Raw genomic sequence first — 15,640 nt, 5'->3', positions numbered from 1 at the left:
TCACCTGTACACTGAAGTTACACGGAACAGCGCGATTATATGCAGCTTTTACGAAACATCTTGGGCAGCCAAGAGGAGCTATTGTGGCCATATTGCGGTCTGAGACCCGCATCGGCGGGCGGGTTCTGGGGGCATCTGTTCACTCCGTCGGGGCCGTCAGGCGCGCACCGGCAGAGCGGGCGTCCATTTCCTGACGCCCGTTGAACAGCGATGGCCGTTGGCAAAACAGATCCGGATACAACAATCGTTCAGCATAGCCGAGGATGGCGCCGGCGCACATCCAGGTGACAGGGACCAGAGTATCATTCAGCAGCATGTCGATCATGGTCGCCCCAAGCATCAGGGCAATACAGGAGATATAGGGCGAGATATCACGTTTGGGGGCTTTGCGGGTCGCGCCGAACAGCAGCGCCAGCGATCCGGCCAGAATGCTCATCTCGGCCAGATACCCAAGCCAGCCAAAGGTTCCGAAGGCAATGATCCAATGGCCATCCGGGATTGACAGGATGCGGCCGGTTTCAGCGTCATGTATCAGGTTTCGCCCCCATCCTCCCCATCCGAACACTGGCTTTTCAGCCGCGCGCTCCAGCAGAACTTTTTCGTTGTCAAAGCGATATCCCAGTGATTGGGCGCGCTCGGGGCTGAAGTGCTCGACCTGAGCGACGATCGCCTCCACCGGGATCACACCTGTGTTGCGCAGCATCGGATAGATGCAGCCAATGATGGCGATAATCAGGGCAAGCTTTATCTGCGATCTGAATGAGGCCAGTGCCACCACAGGCGTAAAGATCAACCCATAGGAGAGGGACGCCAGACTTTTGCAGAGGAACAGCACGCAAAATAGGAAGAAGGCGGCAATGATGTATCGCATCTTGTTCCGGTCGTCTGCGGCGCGGGCAAGTGCGGTTGCGGCCAGCACGGCGCACAGCATGAACAGGGCCAACCACAATGCATGCGGCAAAAACACGATTGGACGAAAGCCGCCGCTGCGCATCATCTGCGCAAAGTCATGCTGAAAGAAGCCATAGATCCAGACGTTCGTCTGCGGGCTGAACCGGATTTCGATCAGGGACGGGACGGCGTAGATGACCCCTGCAATGCAGAAGGCCAGCAGCAGATCGCGGTGAGCGGTCGGCGACGAAAGATATCTGCGTGCGATGAAGAACGGGATGAGAACAATCACCTGGCCGATCACCACGGACCCCAGATCCCGCCAGCGCAATCCGGGTAGCTGATCGTTGAAAAAGATGATCGGGCTGGAATGCGGTATCGATTGGAACACGATGGCGTCCGTATTGGTCAACACCGTCGGCAAAGCGCAGAGCACGAACAGCACCACAACCACGCGCATGAAGCCGTGCCGAGGCAAAAAGGGAACCGGTGCTTTGGCCACAAAGAGGCAGCCGGCAAGGGCAGTGAGCGAGCTGATCGAAAACTTGTCGAGGTCGGGCACGAGCGGCAGGTCGAAGGAGGCAATCGGAGGCAGCAAAAGATAGCCGCCGATCAGACACAGCAGGATCGCCCGCTGTAGCGGCAACCTTTGAAAAAAGACCAAAGCCGCAACAGGCCATGCCAGCAGCATCATATACGCAATCGCGTTTGGCACGTATTCCCGCCCTATTTCGACCCAAATCCCGTTCTACTGCTATACGTAAGAACTGCCACGACGTTCTCTGAGCTTAGTAAGAGACTTGCAGCCCTGCATCAAAGAGATTCGAATCGATATGTATTTTTTGTTCAACACTCAACGTCTTGTCGTGAACGTGACGGATCTGTGCATGTTGAAGACAAAAATTGCCCATAGGTTCCGCGAGGGTGAGGGCTTTGCTTTGGCGACCTTGAATCTGGACCATCTTGTCAAATTATCGAAAGACGAGGCCTTTCTGTCCGCCTATCTGGATCAGGATATGGTGGTGGCCGACGGTCGCCCGATTGTCTGGTTGTCGCGACTTGCCAAACGTCCGGTGGCACTGATGCCCGGTTCTGATCTGGTGACGCCACTCAGCAAAATGGCCGCGCAGGCAGAGGTGAATGTGGCCTTGGTGGGCTCGGTCGAACCGGTTCTCAATCGCGCGGGCGCGGCGCTGATGCATTGGGTGCCGGGGCTGAATATCACTTATATCAAAGCACCGAGCCAGAACTTTGACCCCACTGGCGAGGAGGCTCAAAAAATCCTGTGCGAGATGGCGGATCAGGATATCGGTTTGTGTTTTGTGGCGCTGGGTGCCCCCAAACAAGAGCGTTTCGCGCAATTGGGACGACAATTGGCCCCACATGTCGGGTTCGCCTCGATCGGGGCAGGACTGGATTTCGTGGCCGGCCACCAGAACCGGGCGCCGCTCTGGGTGAGACATCTGGCCATGGAGTGGCTTTGGCGCATGTTGGGAAGCCCGATGCGCTTGGCGCCGCGATATGCGCGGTGTTTCGCGGTCCTGCCCGGTCAGGTTCTAAGAGCGTTTCGACTTCGGGCAACGCCGCGCCTGCCTCTTGATCCTGTTCAGGACAAGACCTGAACTATCGGTACTCCATCACCCCCCGGCTCCGGCGCAACAGGCGGTTGATGTGAAATTCGACGATGCCCTGCGTCTCGGCAAACTTCCCGACGATTGAAAACCAGGCCTGTATCGCCCCGTCGCGCCGCGCGAGGCGCAGGAACTGTATTGGGTAGGCCAGAGCCGCCACTCCCATGGACATCGGGCTGAAAAACGCCAGCCCAATGATCACCACAGGCAGCACCAGTCCCCAAAGAAGGGCCCGGCGCGTCTGCGCGACCCAATGCCGTTCTGGGGGGGCGCCGTGGAGGAATGCGCCTTCGGCAAAAGCGTGGCCGGCCCGGCGCGTGCGTTTCCACCACTGCAAAAATCGCGTCATCTGCGCGTCGTGCAGGGTCATATCCGCATCGAGCCGCCAGATGATCCAGCCGGCCTGACGCAGGCGCAGGCAGAGTTCTGGTTCTTCCCCCGCGATCAACGTGTCGCGATAGCCGCCGACGGCCTCCACCGCATTGCGCCGCATCAGCGCATCGCCGCCGCAGGCCAGCGCCTCGCCCACCGGCGTGTTCCATTCCCTGTCGCAGAGCTGATTATACACACTGGCGTCGGGGTATTGCTCTGACCGTCGTCCGCATACCACGGCGACCTTCGGGCGGGCCGCGAGAAAGGCCGCCGCGCGCGGCACCCAACCCGCATCGAGAATGCAGTCTCCATCGATGAACTGTATCAGCGGATCCTGGTCCGGCGGCGCTGTGTCGCGGATATAGGCAAGACCTGCATTGCGCGCCCGTGCGGCGGTGAAGGGCTGCGACATGTCCAGCGCGACGACCTCGGCCCCGCGGTTTTGTGCCGCCTCAACCGACCCATCTGTAGAGCCGCTGTCGACATAGATGATCCGTCTCACCTGACTGGCGAGATTGTCGAGGCAGGCCATCAGTCGGGTCCCCTCATTCCGGCCGATCACGACCGCATCGACGGGAGAGGGCACCGGAGGGGCAGGGGCATCTGTCATGGTTCACGCGATCTTTGGGATATTCGCAATCTTGTAGAGTGGTGGCGAGAAGTAAACGGGCCCGCCTGTCAGTAGTCCCGTTTATAGAAGATCCCCACCCCGGTGGTGCCCACACTGTCGGCAGAGCCGGTCACCGTCAGCGATTTCGACAAGTCTAGGTTGATGGTCACCTCGCTGTCGCCCTCGGGGGTGATGTTGAGGTCTGTGTAGATGTTGTCGGCGAGATAGCCGCCAAGGCCAAGGTTTCCGTTCCCCAGGTCGATGTTGTTCGCGCCCGTCGCCTCGCGCAGCGCTTTTTGTGCGCCGCCGCCGCGACCGCTGAGGGTGAGGGCAGATCCTGCCAGACGCGCCAGCGCCAGGGGGGAAAGATCCTGAATGTTGTCTCCAAAGAGAAGCAGCGCAAGCGCCTCCTCGCTGGGTCGTGCCGGGTCTGAGGTGACTTCGATCGTCGGGCTGTCCACCCGGCCCGAGATCTCCAGCGTGGCTGTGCCCTGTTCGGTGTTGGCGGTGGAGCTGAACTGGAGATTGGGCCGCAGATCGCCAAGCAATGTGACACGCCCTTCGTCCAGAGTGAGGCGTCGGCCCAGGATGTCGAATGTCCCGCGCACGAGGCCGATTTGTCCCGAGGGGGCCGGGTTTGATGCGGTGCCGCGCACCGTGATGGCCCCGCCGAGTTCCGCGTTCAATCCGCGGCCCCGTGCGAAAATGCGGTTGGGCGCGCTGATCAGCACATCCAGCGCGATATCGCTATTGCTGCTGTTGCCACCCGTGCTGGTCTCGACGAGGCCTGCGCGGATGCGCGTGGCGGTCTGGGCCGCGTTTTGTCCGGAATGGTGGATCGGGGGAATAGGCGCAGCCGAGACGGCGCCGCCGGCCGTATTGAGGTTGAAATTGGTCTCTCCCACATCAATGCGCCCGCTGAGCCTGCTGTTCCCGGCCAGTGGACCGGCAAGGCGCAGTTCGCCGCTCAGCGATGTGTCATATGACAGGTTGTCCGTCAGGACGACATCGACCAGCCCGATCTGTATGGTGCCATTATATGGCGCCTCCAGTGCCACCGGGCCGCTGACCTCAATACGGCCACCGTCGCGGGGGCGGGCGCTGAGGTCCAGGAGCGCAGAGCCATTGCTGAGCGCGATATGGGTCACGATATCGTCGATCGACTGTGCCGCCTGCGGCAGGACCAGCTGCGCATCCGACGTGGTGATGGTGCCGCTGACCGACTGCAACGCCGCCGGGCCGCGCAGCGCAAGGTCAAAACTGGCCAGCCCTTTCAAAAGGTTCGGTTTCAGGAACGCGTTTGCCCCTTCGAGCCGCAGGGCCCCTCTGGCGGTGATATCGGCAAGGGATGTGCCTTCATCCCAGGTGCCGGAAATCCGCGAGTCTATGCCGAGCGGGCCGTCTGCGGTCGTGTCCAGCGTCCAGAGGCCATTGGCGCGGCTGGCTTGACCCTTGGCGCTCAGGACACCATCGAGCCCCGGGACGATCTGCTGCAGCTGCTGCACGAGCGCATCAAACGTCACCTTGGCGGCCCCGTCTGCCTCGTTGAAGCTGCCGGTGATGTTCGCCGAGGTCCCGGCCGGGCCGGTCACGCTGCCGCCTGCGGTCCATGCGCCGCTGCGCCGGGTGGCGGCGATGTCCGCCGATGCCGTACCGCCGAGCGTTTGGGTGAAGGCGCGCACATCGCCGACATTCGCCGTCAGATCCAGATCCACATCGCCTGATGCTTCGGCGAAAGAGCCGTCGAACCGCGCGCTGCTGTCGCCCGGGCCGGTCAGCCTGCCCTCACCCTGCCAGGATCCGTCTGTGCGTGTCGCGGAGAGGGTTGTGGTGGCCTGACCCGACAGGTCGGGAACAAAGTGATCAAGGTGCGCAATGAGCGCGGAGAGGGAGAGTTCAACGTTGCTCGTGGCCTCGCTGTAGCCGCCGGTGACGCGCGCCGTCGCCCCGCCGGCGGCCGTCACGTCAGCCTGGCCGGACCAGTCGCCACCCCGCCGGGTGGCTATGCCCTTGGCGGTCAAAGGGGCCCCTTCCAGCTGCGCCACCAGAGCTTCGGGACTGCCGACAAAGGCCTCAAAGCCGAACTCGGCCTCGCCTGCGAGGGTCAGACCGCCATCGAGATCCATCGCAATCTCGCTTGGCCCCCGCAATTTGACGGTGCCGTCCAACCGGTCGCCGCTGCGGTCAAATTCTGCCGTCAGCCGCGCAGGTCCGGAGAGGTTTGGAAGGAAACGATCCACCCGGTCCAGTTGCGCATCCAGCCGCAGGATCCCCTCGCCACTGTTCAGCGTGCCATGGCCGGTCGCGCTGACTTCGGCCGCGTCCAGGTCGAATTTGTCTATCCGCAGGCCAGAGGTGTCCCGGGCGGCCACCAGCGCCAGGCGGCTTTCTCCGGCCAGCAGGGGGGTGAGCTGTTCAATCCCGGCCCCAAGATCCTGGCCCGTCAGCGACAGATCGACACCAAAGGCACCGCTCAGCGGTTGGATATGTCCTGTCACCTCGGCCTGGGCCGCACCGGACAGTGTTTGCCCCGCGAGGTCAGAGAACCGGTCAAGCTGTTCGGCAACCAGGGTCAGATCAGCGGCGATTTTCAGATCGTTTTCGACACCGGCAAAGCGGATTTCGCCCCGCGCCCCATAGCCGGCACCCTGAACATCGAGGTCCCTGAGCCTGAAATCTGCGCCCTCGTCGGTGGTGAGGCGCGTGCTCAGGGTGAGTTCCGTCCCCAGCGCTGTGGACAGCGCAGGATCGGACAGCACCAGCCCGCCGAGCTGCGCGTCAAGCGCACCGTCAACCGCGAAGCCCACACTCTGGTCGAGGCGACCGGCTGCGTTTATCACCGCACGGTCGAGCGTAACGTCAGGGGTGCGTAGCTGGTCTATCGCGCCGTTGATATTCCATTCGGTCCCCTCGGTCTTTTGCAATGTCAATGTGATGGCCGCGACCGTGGTATCCGCGCCCGGAACGGGCAGGATGACGGCGCTCTGGCCCTCTGGCGGAGCGATTTCTGCCGTCAGGTTGGCGGTGTCCAGAACGTTTCCATTCAGCGTCAGCGCCCCGTCAAGACGCAGAGCCCGGGTGTCGACTGCCAGTGTCTCCACCTCCAGCCCACCGCCGGCCAGGGTGCGCCCGTTCAATGTCGCCCGAATGCCCGGGCCGAAAAAGGGGCGGAAATCCGGGCGGAGCAGCGGGTCAATATTGCCGCCAAGATCAGCGGCGAAAGCGATCCCCGCCGGGGCGCCATCCGCGATATCACCGACCCCCTCAAGCGCGACGGTGCCGCTGATCCGGTCGCTGCCATCGGTCGCAAAGCCGATCTTGGCGACAAAATCGGAAAGCGGGCCATCACCCGTGATTGCAAGGCTGAGATCCGGGCGGCCGGGCAGATCCAGTGCCGAGGACACAAGCCCGCCCGCGGCTTCATTCAGCACGACATCCAGCCCCAGATGTTGCGATGCGTTGGCAAAGGAAATCTCAAGTGTCAGCACATCGCCCGCACGGTCCAGCCGGACCACACGCAGGTCGGTCTCCAGCGCGCCATCGGCCAGCGACATGGCCCCCGCGACCGAGAGCGTTGCCTGCTGACCGGTCAATCGCTCGCCGAGGATGATCTCGCCGACAGAGAGGTCAGCGATTTCCAGTGACACGGGCAATTCAGGCAGCGCGAAGGGGGTCGCTTCCGGGGTTGGCAGGTCGGGATCGGTCGGCACCGGTTTGGGGCTGCGCTCTATGGTGATCCGTTCGGCCGCCAGCCGGTTCACCGAGAAACGCCCGCGGACCAGCGCCAGGCGGTTCCAGTCCAGTTCGGCCCCCTCCACCGTCAGCCAGACTCCATCCTCATCGGAGACGGTCAGGCGGGCAATTCTGGCCTGCGAGGAAAACGCGCCTTCCAGACCCTGAACGCTGATCTGGCGGCTCTCGTCCGACAGGGTGTCCTCAAGGAAGGACACCAGCAAGCCCCCCGTTTCGGATGCATCTGGCTGTGCGAGAGCGGACTGAGCCATATCGGACTGGGCGAGGGTGGCGCGCGGGAGCAGGATGGCCGCTGCTGCGAGGCAGAGAAACAAGCGGAGGAGACGTCCGAGGGTGCGGGGTGAATAGGTCAAAATGCCTGTCCTATACCGATGTAAAACTGCAGCCCATCTTCGTCATCGCCGGAAACGGGCAGGGCAACGTCAAACCGGATCGGGCCTATTCCGGTCACGTCATAGCGAAGGCCGATCCCGGCCCCCGCATGATAGTCGCTGTCACCGCTGACAAAACTGCTCTCATCGACAAAGCCCACATCGTAGAAGCCGACCAGCGAAATGGCATCGGTAATCCGACCGCGAATTTCCCCTGACAGCGCAAGGTATCCGCGTCCGCCCGCAGATTGTCCCCCCACATCGATGCCGAGGGACTGAAATTCCTGACCGCGCACGGACCCGGCGCCACCGGAGAAATACAGCAATGTAGGCGAGACGTCGCGGCTATTCGGGCCAATCACAGAGCCGAGCTGCAGGCGTCCGGCCAGGACGATGCGCCCGGTGTCGCCGAGCGACTTGTACCCTCTGGCATCGATATTCACCTGCAGGCCGGCGTCGCGGCCATCGAGGCCGACGAATGGTACGATTTCCCCGTCCAGATAGTAGCCCCCGGTCGGGTCGGTCTTGTTGTCGCGCTTGTCCTTTTCGGCGCGCAGCCGCCCGGACAGATATTTGAACTCGCGATCGGCACCATAGGCGTCATCGGCCTTGATCAGACGCAGGCCAAGGGCGCCTTCGACAAAAGTGGTCTCGGACACGGTGCGCCGCACGCCGATTTCACCGGTCAGGCTGGTGGCGGTGTAATGTTCCTCTTTCAGCTGCTCAAGGGCGCCAAGGTAAAACAGGGTTTCGCCCGTGCCCAGGGCCGCAGGCTGGTCGAGCCGCGCCGAAACGCTGCCGTCCAGATCACTGCTGCCCAATCCACTCAGAGAGAGGTCGATTTTCAACCGTTCGGCCGCACCAAAGAGATTTCGGTGCATCCAGCTGGAGCTGATTTCCACGGCCTCAGAGGTGGAGAACTCGATGCCAAACGTGAAACGGCGCTTGGGCAAGTCCTCGACCTCGGCGACAAAATCCAGCGTGCCATCGGGGTTGGGCGTTTCCGCCTGCCGCAGGGTGACGCTGGAAAAAGCGCCGGTGCGGCGCAGGCGGGTGGCCGATTTCGATACCAGATCCGGATGATAGACCTTGCCGCTTTCAAATCCGGCGATCCGTCTGATGGCGTCCTGACGGACATCGGAGTCGCCTTTGATCTGCATCTTGCCAAGCCGCAGACGAGGGCCGGGGGCGATGTGCAATGCCGCATCGAGCCGCTGTTTCACAGCATTGGCCGTGATGTCCTGTGCGGCCAGCTCCACCTTGGGATGTCCGGCCCTGTCCCAGGCGGTCAGTGCAGCCGTTGCCGCAGCCTGTATCGTGCCCGTGCTGGCGGGTTGCCCCGGCTTGAAGTCCGCCGGGAGGGCCGCAGGCTCGCTTTGGGGCAGCGGGCTGACTTCGGCCTGACCAAAGGTGAACGCAGGCCCGGGATCGACCGTGATCGCAACGGCGTTGATCTGACGTGGCGGTGTCAGCAGGTCTATCTCGGCGGCTTCCCTTCCATCGATGCGGATATTGACCACGGGCGCAAAATACCCGCCATCGTAGAGGACCTGAACCAGCGTGCGGTAGTCCGACAGGGCTGCGGCGAGGACTTCCTGCACCTCGGCGGTTTGCCCCATCCCCAGCGCCGCACTGGCCCCTTCAAGGTTTGTGGTCAGCTCCGGAGAAGCCTTTGGCGCGGTCAGGGTCGTCTCAAGAGCCTGCGCGGCGGGAAACCCACAGAGCAAACCTGTCGCCAGCGCCGCCACGACGGCAAAGGAACGAACCCGATGCAGGGATGTGCATGTGATCGGGCGCGCGATCGGTCGCAGGGGGGGAAGGCTGGTCATTGTTGCTCCGGCAGCGAGTAATCGTATTGAGCGTTGAAAAAGGCAAACACATCCCCGAAACGCAAGCATGACGCTACACATTTGGCTGGGGGGAGAAAACCGTCTTGGGCCTTTGCTGTGCATTCCGGTTGAATTGCGTCGCCAAGGCGGCGAGATGTCGCCGACTAGCGCGGCCGCGACATCTCCCTCGCGACATCCAGCATACGGGCGGAAAATCCCCATTCATTGTCGTACCAGCCGAAAATGCGCAATTGCTGGCCTTCGATCATGCGGGTCTCCGGAGCGGCAATCACCAGCGATTCCGGTCGTCCCCGCAAATCTGAGGACACGAGCGGCTGTTCGGTCCAGCCGAGCACGGGGGAGGCCAGAGCGGCGGACCGGAGGGCGTTCATCACTTCCGTTTCGTCCCGGACGCCGCCGAGCCGAACCACCAGATCCACCGCCGAGACACTGGCCGTGGGCACCCGCACGGCTGCGCCGGAGATGCGTCCCGCCAGATGCGGCAAGACCACATCGATGAGATGCATGGCGGAGGTTGTTGTTGGCACCATCGACTGGGCGCCGCCGCGAGACCGGGCGAAATCGCCCCTTGGCGCATCCACCATCGGCTGCGAATTGGTATAGCAATGGATCGTGGTCATATGGCCGGTCTCTATCCCCGCCACCTGATCGACCAGCTGCACGAGCGCGGCAACCGCGTTGGTGGTGCAAGAGCCGTTTGAGACGATTTTCGCGCCTGCAATATCGCCGGTGTTGACGCCATAGACCACCGTGGCCTCTGCCGCTGGTGAGGGGCCGGAAATCAGCACCTTTGCCGCGCCGGCGCTCAACCCCCGCTCCGCCAGATCGGTGGAGCGCGCGATGCCTGTGCACTCCAGCAGCACATCGACACCCGACAGATCCAGTGCGGTCACATTGGCCTGTTGATGCAGGGGGATACGGTGCGTGCCCACGCAGAGCGCGCCTGCGTCCAAAGCGACCGTACCGGGGTAGGGGCCAAAGGTGCTGTCATACTGGAAAAGATAGGCGCACATCTGTGGATCTGCGATGTCATTGATGCAGGCGACGTCAATCCCCGAGCCACCGGGGGCGCTCAGGATCTGCCGCAAAATCGTACGGCCGATGCGGCCGAATCCGTTGATCGCTATCTTCATGTGCAAAGCTATGGCAGGGCGGCTGCGCGCCGGCAATCCACCCGCACAATTCTTGGGCGGCCTTGATACAATTGCCGCCAACGCAGCTTTTGCACCATTTGCGACTCTTTTGGCGCGAATTCCGTCTTGCACCGTTTCGGGGGCGCTGGTAGCTTCCGGCTCAGCACATGGGAGAACCGAGAGTGGCGCAGTGCAGCCGCCGCCGGTGCCGAAGGAGCAACCGCCCCGGAAACTCTCAGGCCACAGGGACCGTGTGCTGGTAACGACTCTGGAGAGAGCCCGGTTCCGCCGGGACGCCGAAGGGATAACGATCTCAGGCGCAAGGGACAGAGGGGGCATCAAAGCGTGCAGGCTTGGTCTGCGCAAAATCTTGGATGCCGGATGCCGATCGCTGTGTTGACATGTTGTGACTTGACCGCACCGGCTGCAAACGCAGAAAGCAGGCCGATATGTCGGATCTGAAGATCACCCCCCTGACTGAATTGCACCGGGGGCTTGGGGCAAAGATGGTGCCCTTTGCCGGTTACTTGATGCCCGTCCAATATCCGATGGGGATCATGAAAGAGCACCTCCACACCCGTCAAAAAGCAGGGCTGTTCGACGTCAGCCACATGGGACAGGTGATCCTGCGGGGCGACAGTTACAGCGCGGTGGCAGAGGCCTTTGAGCGTCTGATCCCGATGGATGTCCTGGGCTTGCCGGAGGGGCGACAGCGCTATGGGGTGTTCACCAATGATGCGGGTGGCATTGAGGATGACCTGATGTTCGCGAACCGGGGCGATCATCTTTTTGTTGTTGTGAACGCCGCCTGCAAGGACGCTGACATTGCCCGGATCAAGGCGGCACTGGAACCGGCGATCACGGTTGAACAGGTGGTCGATCGCGCCCTGATCGCGCTGCAGGGGCCGCGGGCAGAAGCCGCCCTGGAGGCCCTGGTGCCCGGCGTCGCGGCCATGCGTTTCATGGATGTCGCGACGTTTTCATACAATGGCGCAGAACTCTGGATCTCGCGGTCGGGCTACACGGGGGAAGACGGATATGAGATTTCCATTCCCGAGGCGGTGACCGCATCCTTTGCCTCCGCGCTATTGGAGCATCCCGAGGTGGAACCGATTGGCCTCGGGGCCAGGGATTCGCTGCGGCTGGAGGGCGGTCTCTGCCTTTATGGGCACGATATCGACGCGGACACCCGCCCGCTGGAAGCGGCGCTGGGCTGGGCCATCCAGAAGGTGCGTCGACCGGGCGGCGCGCGCGAAGGTGGTTTTCCGGGGGCGGCCAAGGTCTTTGCTGATCTGAATGGCGCGGCGCCCCGCAAACGTGTCGGCCTGCGCCCCGATGGCCGGGCACCGATGCGCGAAGGTGTTGAATTATTCGCCTCCGCCGAGGGCGGCGCGCCAATCGGGCGGATCACCTCTGGCGGTTTCGGTCCCACGGTCGGTGGCCCGGTCGCCATGGGCTACGTCAACCGCGACTATGCCACCCCCTACACCCAAATTTTCGGCGAGCTGCGCGGCAAGCGCATGCCCGTCACGATTGCAACGCTGCCTTTTGTGGCGGCCAACTTCAAACGCTGACCGTCGTCACCGATTTGGTCCAACACAGGAAAATACCCCATGAAATATACCGAAGAACACGAATGGCTGCTGGTTGACGGCGATATTGTGACCGTTGGCATCACGGCCCATGCCGCCGAACAACTCGGCGATGTGGTCTTTGTCGAGCTGCCTGAGGTGGGCGGCGAGGTCACCAAAGACGACGAGATTGTCGTGATCGAATCCGTGAAGGCGGCTTCCGACATTCTGGCGCCGCTCGATGGCGAGGTGGTCGAGGTCAACGACGCCATTGTCGATGAACCCTCCAAGGTCAACGACGATCCGGAGGGCGAGGCGTGGTTCTTCAAGCTCAAGGTCGCCGACATGTCCCCGATGGACGACTACATGGATGAAGCGGGTTACAAGAGCTTTATCGGTTGACGTATCGGGCCCGTCAGCTGTTGAGGGCGGGCCTCGCGTTTGCGAGCGAGACCGGACCGGGCGCGCCCGGACCCATTGTTGTGTCTCGATTATCCCAAGTCCGACAGACCTGAAGGAGGCAAAAGATGCCCTTCGAACCAACAGATTACCTGCCCTACGACTTTGCCAATCGTCGCCACATAGGACCCTCGCCGCAAGAAATGGCCGATATGCTGCAGGTTGTGGGGGCTGCGGATCTTGATGCGTTGATTGACGACACCGTGCCGCAATCGATCCGCCAGGCAGAGCCGCTCGATTTCGGTCGCCCCATGTCCGAGCGCGAGCTGCTCTTCCACATGCGCGAAGTCGCCCAAAAGAACAAGGTCATGACCTCGCTGATCGGGCAGGGATACCATGGTACGGTGACGCCGCCGGCAATCCAGCGCAACATCCTCGAAAACCCGGCGTGGTACACCGCCTATACGCCCTACCAGCCAGAGATATCTCAGGGGCGGCTGGAAGCCCTGCTGAACTTTCAGACCATGATTTCTGATCTGACCGGGCTGGAGGTTGCAAATGCGTCGTTGCTGGACGAGGCCACAGCCTGCGCCGAGGCGATGACGATGGCGCAGCGCGTGTCCAAATCAAAGGCGAAGGCGTTTTTTGTCGACCGGGATTGTCATCCGCAAAACATTGCGGTGGTGAAGACCCGCGCCGCGCCGCTGGGGATCGAGGTGATCGTCGGCAACCCGGACAAGTTGGATCCCGAGAGCGTTTTTGGCGCGCTCTTCCAATATCCGGGCACCTATGGTCACGTGCGGGACTTTACGCCGGAAATCGAAGCGTTGCATGCGCACAAAGCCATTGCCGTGGTGGCCGCGGACCCGTTGGCGCTGACTTTGCTGAAAGAGCCGGGGGAGATGGGCGCGGATATCGCTGTCGGCTCGACCCAGCGCTTTGGGGTTCCGGTCGGGGCAGGCGGGCCACATGCAGCCTATATGGCGACGCGCGATGCCTACAAACGCGCGATGCCCGGGCGGATCGTCGGCGTATCCATCGACAGCCACGGCAACAAGGCCTACCGGTTGTCGCTGCAGACCCGCGAACAGCATATTCGCCGCGAAAAAGCGACATCGAATGTGTGTACGGCGCAGGCGTTGCTGGCGGTCATGGCCTCCATGTATGCGGTTTTCCACGGACCAAAAGGGCTGCAGGCGATTGCGCAGCGCATCCACCGCAAGGCCGTGCGTCTGGCGACCGGTCTGGAGGAGGCCGGTTTCAAAGTCGACCCACAGGCGTTTTTCGACACGATCACCGTCGATGTCGGCCCGCTGCAGGCGGCGGTGATGAAATCTGCCGTCGATGAGGGAATCAACCTCCGCCGCGTGGGCGAAACGCGCGTCGGGATTTCGGTTGATGAGACCACCCGCCCCGAGACCATCGAAGCGGTCTGGCGCGCCTTTGGCATTCGCCGTCTCGACGATGATTTCTCTCCGCATTACCGGGTGCCGGACCGGATGCAGCGAACGACTGACTACCTGCGGCACCCGATTTTCCACATGAACCGCGCCGAAACCGAGATGATGCGCTACATGCGGCGTCTTGCGGACCGCGATCTGGCTCTGGATCGTGCGATGATCCCGCTCGGGTCCTGTACGATGAAACTGAATGCCGCCGCTGAAATGATGCCGCTCAGCTGGCCTGAGTTCTCAACGATCCATCCATTTGCGCCGGCGGATCAACAGGCGGGCTATGCCGAGATGGTCTCGGATCTGTCTGCAAAGCTCTGCACCATCACCGGCTATGACGCGATTTCCATGCAGCCGAATTCAGGCGCCCAGGGCGAATATGCGGGGCTGCTGACCATCGCTGCCTATCACCGCGCGCAGGGGGAGGGGCATCGGAACATCTGTCTCATACCGATGTCGGCGCATGGTACCAACCCGGCGTCTGCTCAGATGGTCGGGTGGAAAGTGGTGCCGGTGAAATCCGACGACAAGGGCGATATCGACCTTGCGGATTTCCGCGAGAAGGCCGCCAAACATGGCCCGCAGCTTGCCGGATGCATGATCACCTACCCTTCGACCCATGGGGTGTTTGAGGAAACCGTTCATGAAGTCTGCCGGATTACCCATGAGTTCGGTGGCCAGGTCTACATTGACGGGGCCAATATGAACGCGATGGTCGGCTTGAGCCGTCCCGGGGATCTGGGCGGGGATGTGAGCCATCTCAACCTTCACAAGACCTTTGCCATTCCCCATGGCGGCGGCGGCCCGGGCATGGGGCCGATCGGTGTCAAAGCCCATCTTGTTGCGCATCTGCCGGGGCACCCGGAAACGGGTGGTGCCGAGGGCCCCGTGTCGGCCGCGCCGCTGGGTTCGGCGTCGATCCTGACGATTTCCTGGGCCTATTGCCTGATGATGGGCGGGGCGGGGCTGACGCAGGCCACCAAGGTGGCAATCCTGAATGCCAATTACATCGCCAAGCGGCTCGAGGGGGCGTTCGATGTTCTGTACAAGGGGCCGACGGGGCGGGTGGCGCATGAGTGTATTCTGGATACGCGCCCCTTTGCCGACAGCGCCGATGTGAGTGTCGATGACGTTGCCAAGCGGTTGATGGATAGTGGTTTTCATGCGCCGACAATGTCTTGGCCGGTCGCCGGGACGTTGATGGTTGAGCCGACGGAGTCAGAAACCAAAGCGGAGCTGGACCGGTTCATCGAGGCGATGTTGTCGATCCGGTCCGAGATCAAATCCATTGAGACAGGTGCGATGGAGCGCGCGAATAATCCCCTGAAGAACGCGCCGCACACGATGGAGGATCTGGTGAAAGACTGGGACCGCCCCTACACGCGGGAGCAGGGGTGTTTCCCACCGGGCGCGTTTCGGGTCGATAAATACTGGCCACCGGTTAATCGCGTCGACAACGTCTATGGCGACCGTCATCTGATCTGTACCTGTCCGCCGATGGAAGACTACGCGGAAGCGGCAGAATAAGCGGTCCGACACGGCCGCGCCCCATGCGGGGCGCGACAGATATGGCAGGGGTCTCCCTTGGTGGAGACCCCTGCCGCTGTG

General features: G+C 62.3%; 9 protein-coding genes and 1 riboswitch. Of the genes, 4 read left to right on the top strand and 5 right to left on the bottom strand.

Annotated features, from left to right (window positions below):
* Positions 1–139: 139 nt before the first annotated feature.
* Complete coding sequence (locus FGE21_RS12440) at positions 140–1,606, bottom strand: hypothetical protein (protein ID WP_139663617.1); 1,467 nt, start codon at positions 1,604–1,606, stop codon at positions 140–142.
* A 118-nt stretch (positions 1,607–1,724) separates the two neighbouring features.
* On the opposite strand from FGE21_RS12440, the gene FGE21_RS12435 reads away from it, so the two are divergent.
* Positions 1,725–2,513: a WecB/TagA/CpsF family glycosyltransferase gene (locus FGE21_RS12435; RefSeq protein WP_139663616.1), complete on the top strand. Its 789-nt coding sequence runs from the start codon at positions 1,725–1,727 to the stop codon at positions 2,511–2,513.
* A gap of 1 nt (position 2,514) precedes the next feature.
* On the opposite strand, the gene FGE21_RS12430 is transcribed toward FGE21_RS12435, so the two are convergent.
* From FGE21_RS12430 to FGE21_RS12415, 4 genes are all read right to left on the bottom strand, one after another.
* Entirely contained in the window at positions 2,515–3,504 is a 990-nt protein-coding gene (locus FGE21_RS12430; protein WP_139663615.1) for a glycosyltransferase family 2 protein, read from the bottom strand.
* A 68-nt stretch (positions 3,505–3,572) separates the two neighbouring features.
* Positions 3,573–7,610 (bottom strand): translocation/assembly module TamB domain-containing protein, encoded by a 4,038-nt coding sequence (locus tag FGE21_RS12425; protein WP_255731550.1) that lies wholly within the window; start codon positions 7,608–7,610, stop codon positions 3,573–3,575.
* Positions 7,607–9,457 (bottom strand): autotransporter assembly complex family protein, encoded by a 1,851-nt coding sequence (locus tag FGE21_RS12420; protein ID WP_139663614.1) that lies wholly within the window; start codon positions 9,455–9,457, stop codon positions 7,607–7,609. The genes FGE21_RS12425 and FGE21_RS12420 overlap by 4 nt, the downstream gene beginning before the upstream one ends.
* 164 nt (positions 9,458–9,621) lie before the next feature.
* Positions 9,622–10,611: a type I glyceraldehyde-3-phosphate dehydrogenase gene (locus FGE21_RS12415; protein ID WP_139663613.1), complete on the bottom strand. Its 990-nt coding sequence runs from the start codon at positions 10,609–10,611 to the stop codon at positions 9,622–9,624.
* Positions 10,612–10,769: 158 nt separating this feature from the next.
* Positions 10,770–10,873: riboswitch (glycine riboswitch) on the top strand.
* A gap of 187 nt (positions 10,874–11,060) precedes the next feature.
* Between FGE21_RS12415 and gcvT the strand changes: the two genes are divergently transcribed.
* The 3 genes from gcvT to gcvP all read left to right on the top strand — a co-directional run bounded on the left by gcvT (position 11,061) and on the right by gcvP (position 15,559).
* Positions 11,061–12,185 (top strand): glycine cleavage system aminomethyltransferase GcvT, encoded by a 1,125-nt coding sequence (gene gcvT / locus FGE21_RS12410; protein ID WP_139663612.1) that lies wholly within the window; start codon positions 11,061–11,063, stop codon positions 12,183–12,185.
* A gap of 39 nt (positions 12,186–12,224) precedes the next feature.
* Positions 12,225–12,584 carry a glycine cleavage system protein GcvH gene (gcvH, locus tag FGE21_RS12405; RefSeq protein ID WP_139663611.1) on the top strand — a complete coding sequence of 120 codons (360 nt, stop codon included), beginning with the start codon at positions 12,225–12,227 and terminating at the stop codon, positions 12,582–12,584.
* 125 nt (positions 12,585–12,709) lie between these two features.
* Positions 12,710–15,559 (top strand): aminomethyl-transferring glycine dehydrogenase, encoded by a 2,850-nt coding sequence (gene gcvP, locus FGE21_RS12400; RefSeq protein ID WP_139663610.1) that lies wholly within the window; start codon positions 12,710–12,712, stop codon positions 15,557–15,559.
* Positions 15,560–15,640: the final 81 nt, after the last annotated feature.

Origin of the sequence: Phaeobacter sp. B1627 (genome assembly GCF_006265095.1) — a bacterium.
In the GTDB taxonomy this organism is placed as follows: domain Bacteria; phylum Pseudomonadota; class Alphaproteobacteria; order Rhodobacterales; family Rhodobacteraceae; genus Epibacterium.
The sequence above is the reverse complement of the archived record's forward strand: the minus strand, read 5'-3'. Positions and strand labels throughout refer to the sequence as shown.

Coding starts and splice junctions, on each gene's coding strand:
- FGE21_RS12435 (WP_139663616.1), top strand. CDS start 1,725: ATGTATTTTTTGTTCAACACTCAACGTCTTGTCGTGAACGTGACGGAT.
- FGE21_RS12430 (WP_139663615.1), bottom strand. CDS start 3,504: ATGACAGATGCCCCTGCCCCTCCGGTGCCCTCTCCCGTCGATGCGGTC.
- FGE21_RS12420 (WP_139663614.1), bottom strand. CDS start 9,457: ATGACCAGCCTTCCCCCCCTGCGACCGATCGCGCGCCCGATCACATGC.
- FGE21_RS12415 (WP_139663613.1), bottom strand. CDS start 10,611: ATGAAGATAGCGATCAACGGATTCGGCCGCATCGGCCGTACGATTTTG.
- gcvT (WP_139663612.1), top strand. CDS start 11,061: ATGTCGGATCTGAAGATCACCCCCCTGACTGAATTGCACCGGGGGCTT.
- gcvH (WP_139663611.1), top strand. CDS start 12,225: ATGAAATATACCGAAGAACACGAATGGCTGCTGGTTGACGGCGATATT.
- gcvP (WP_139663610.1), top strand. CDS start 12,710: ATGCCCTTCGAACCAACAGATTACCTGCCCTACGACTTTGCCAATCGT.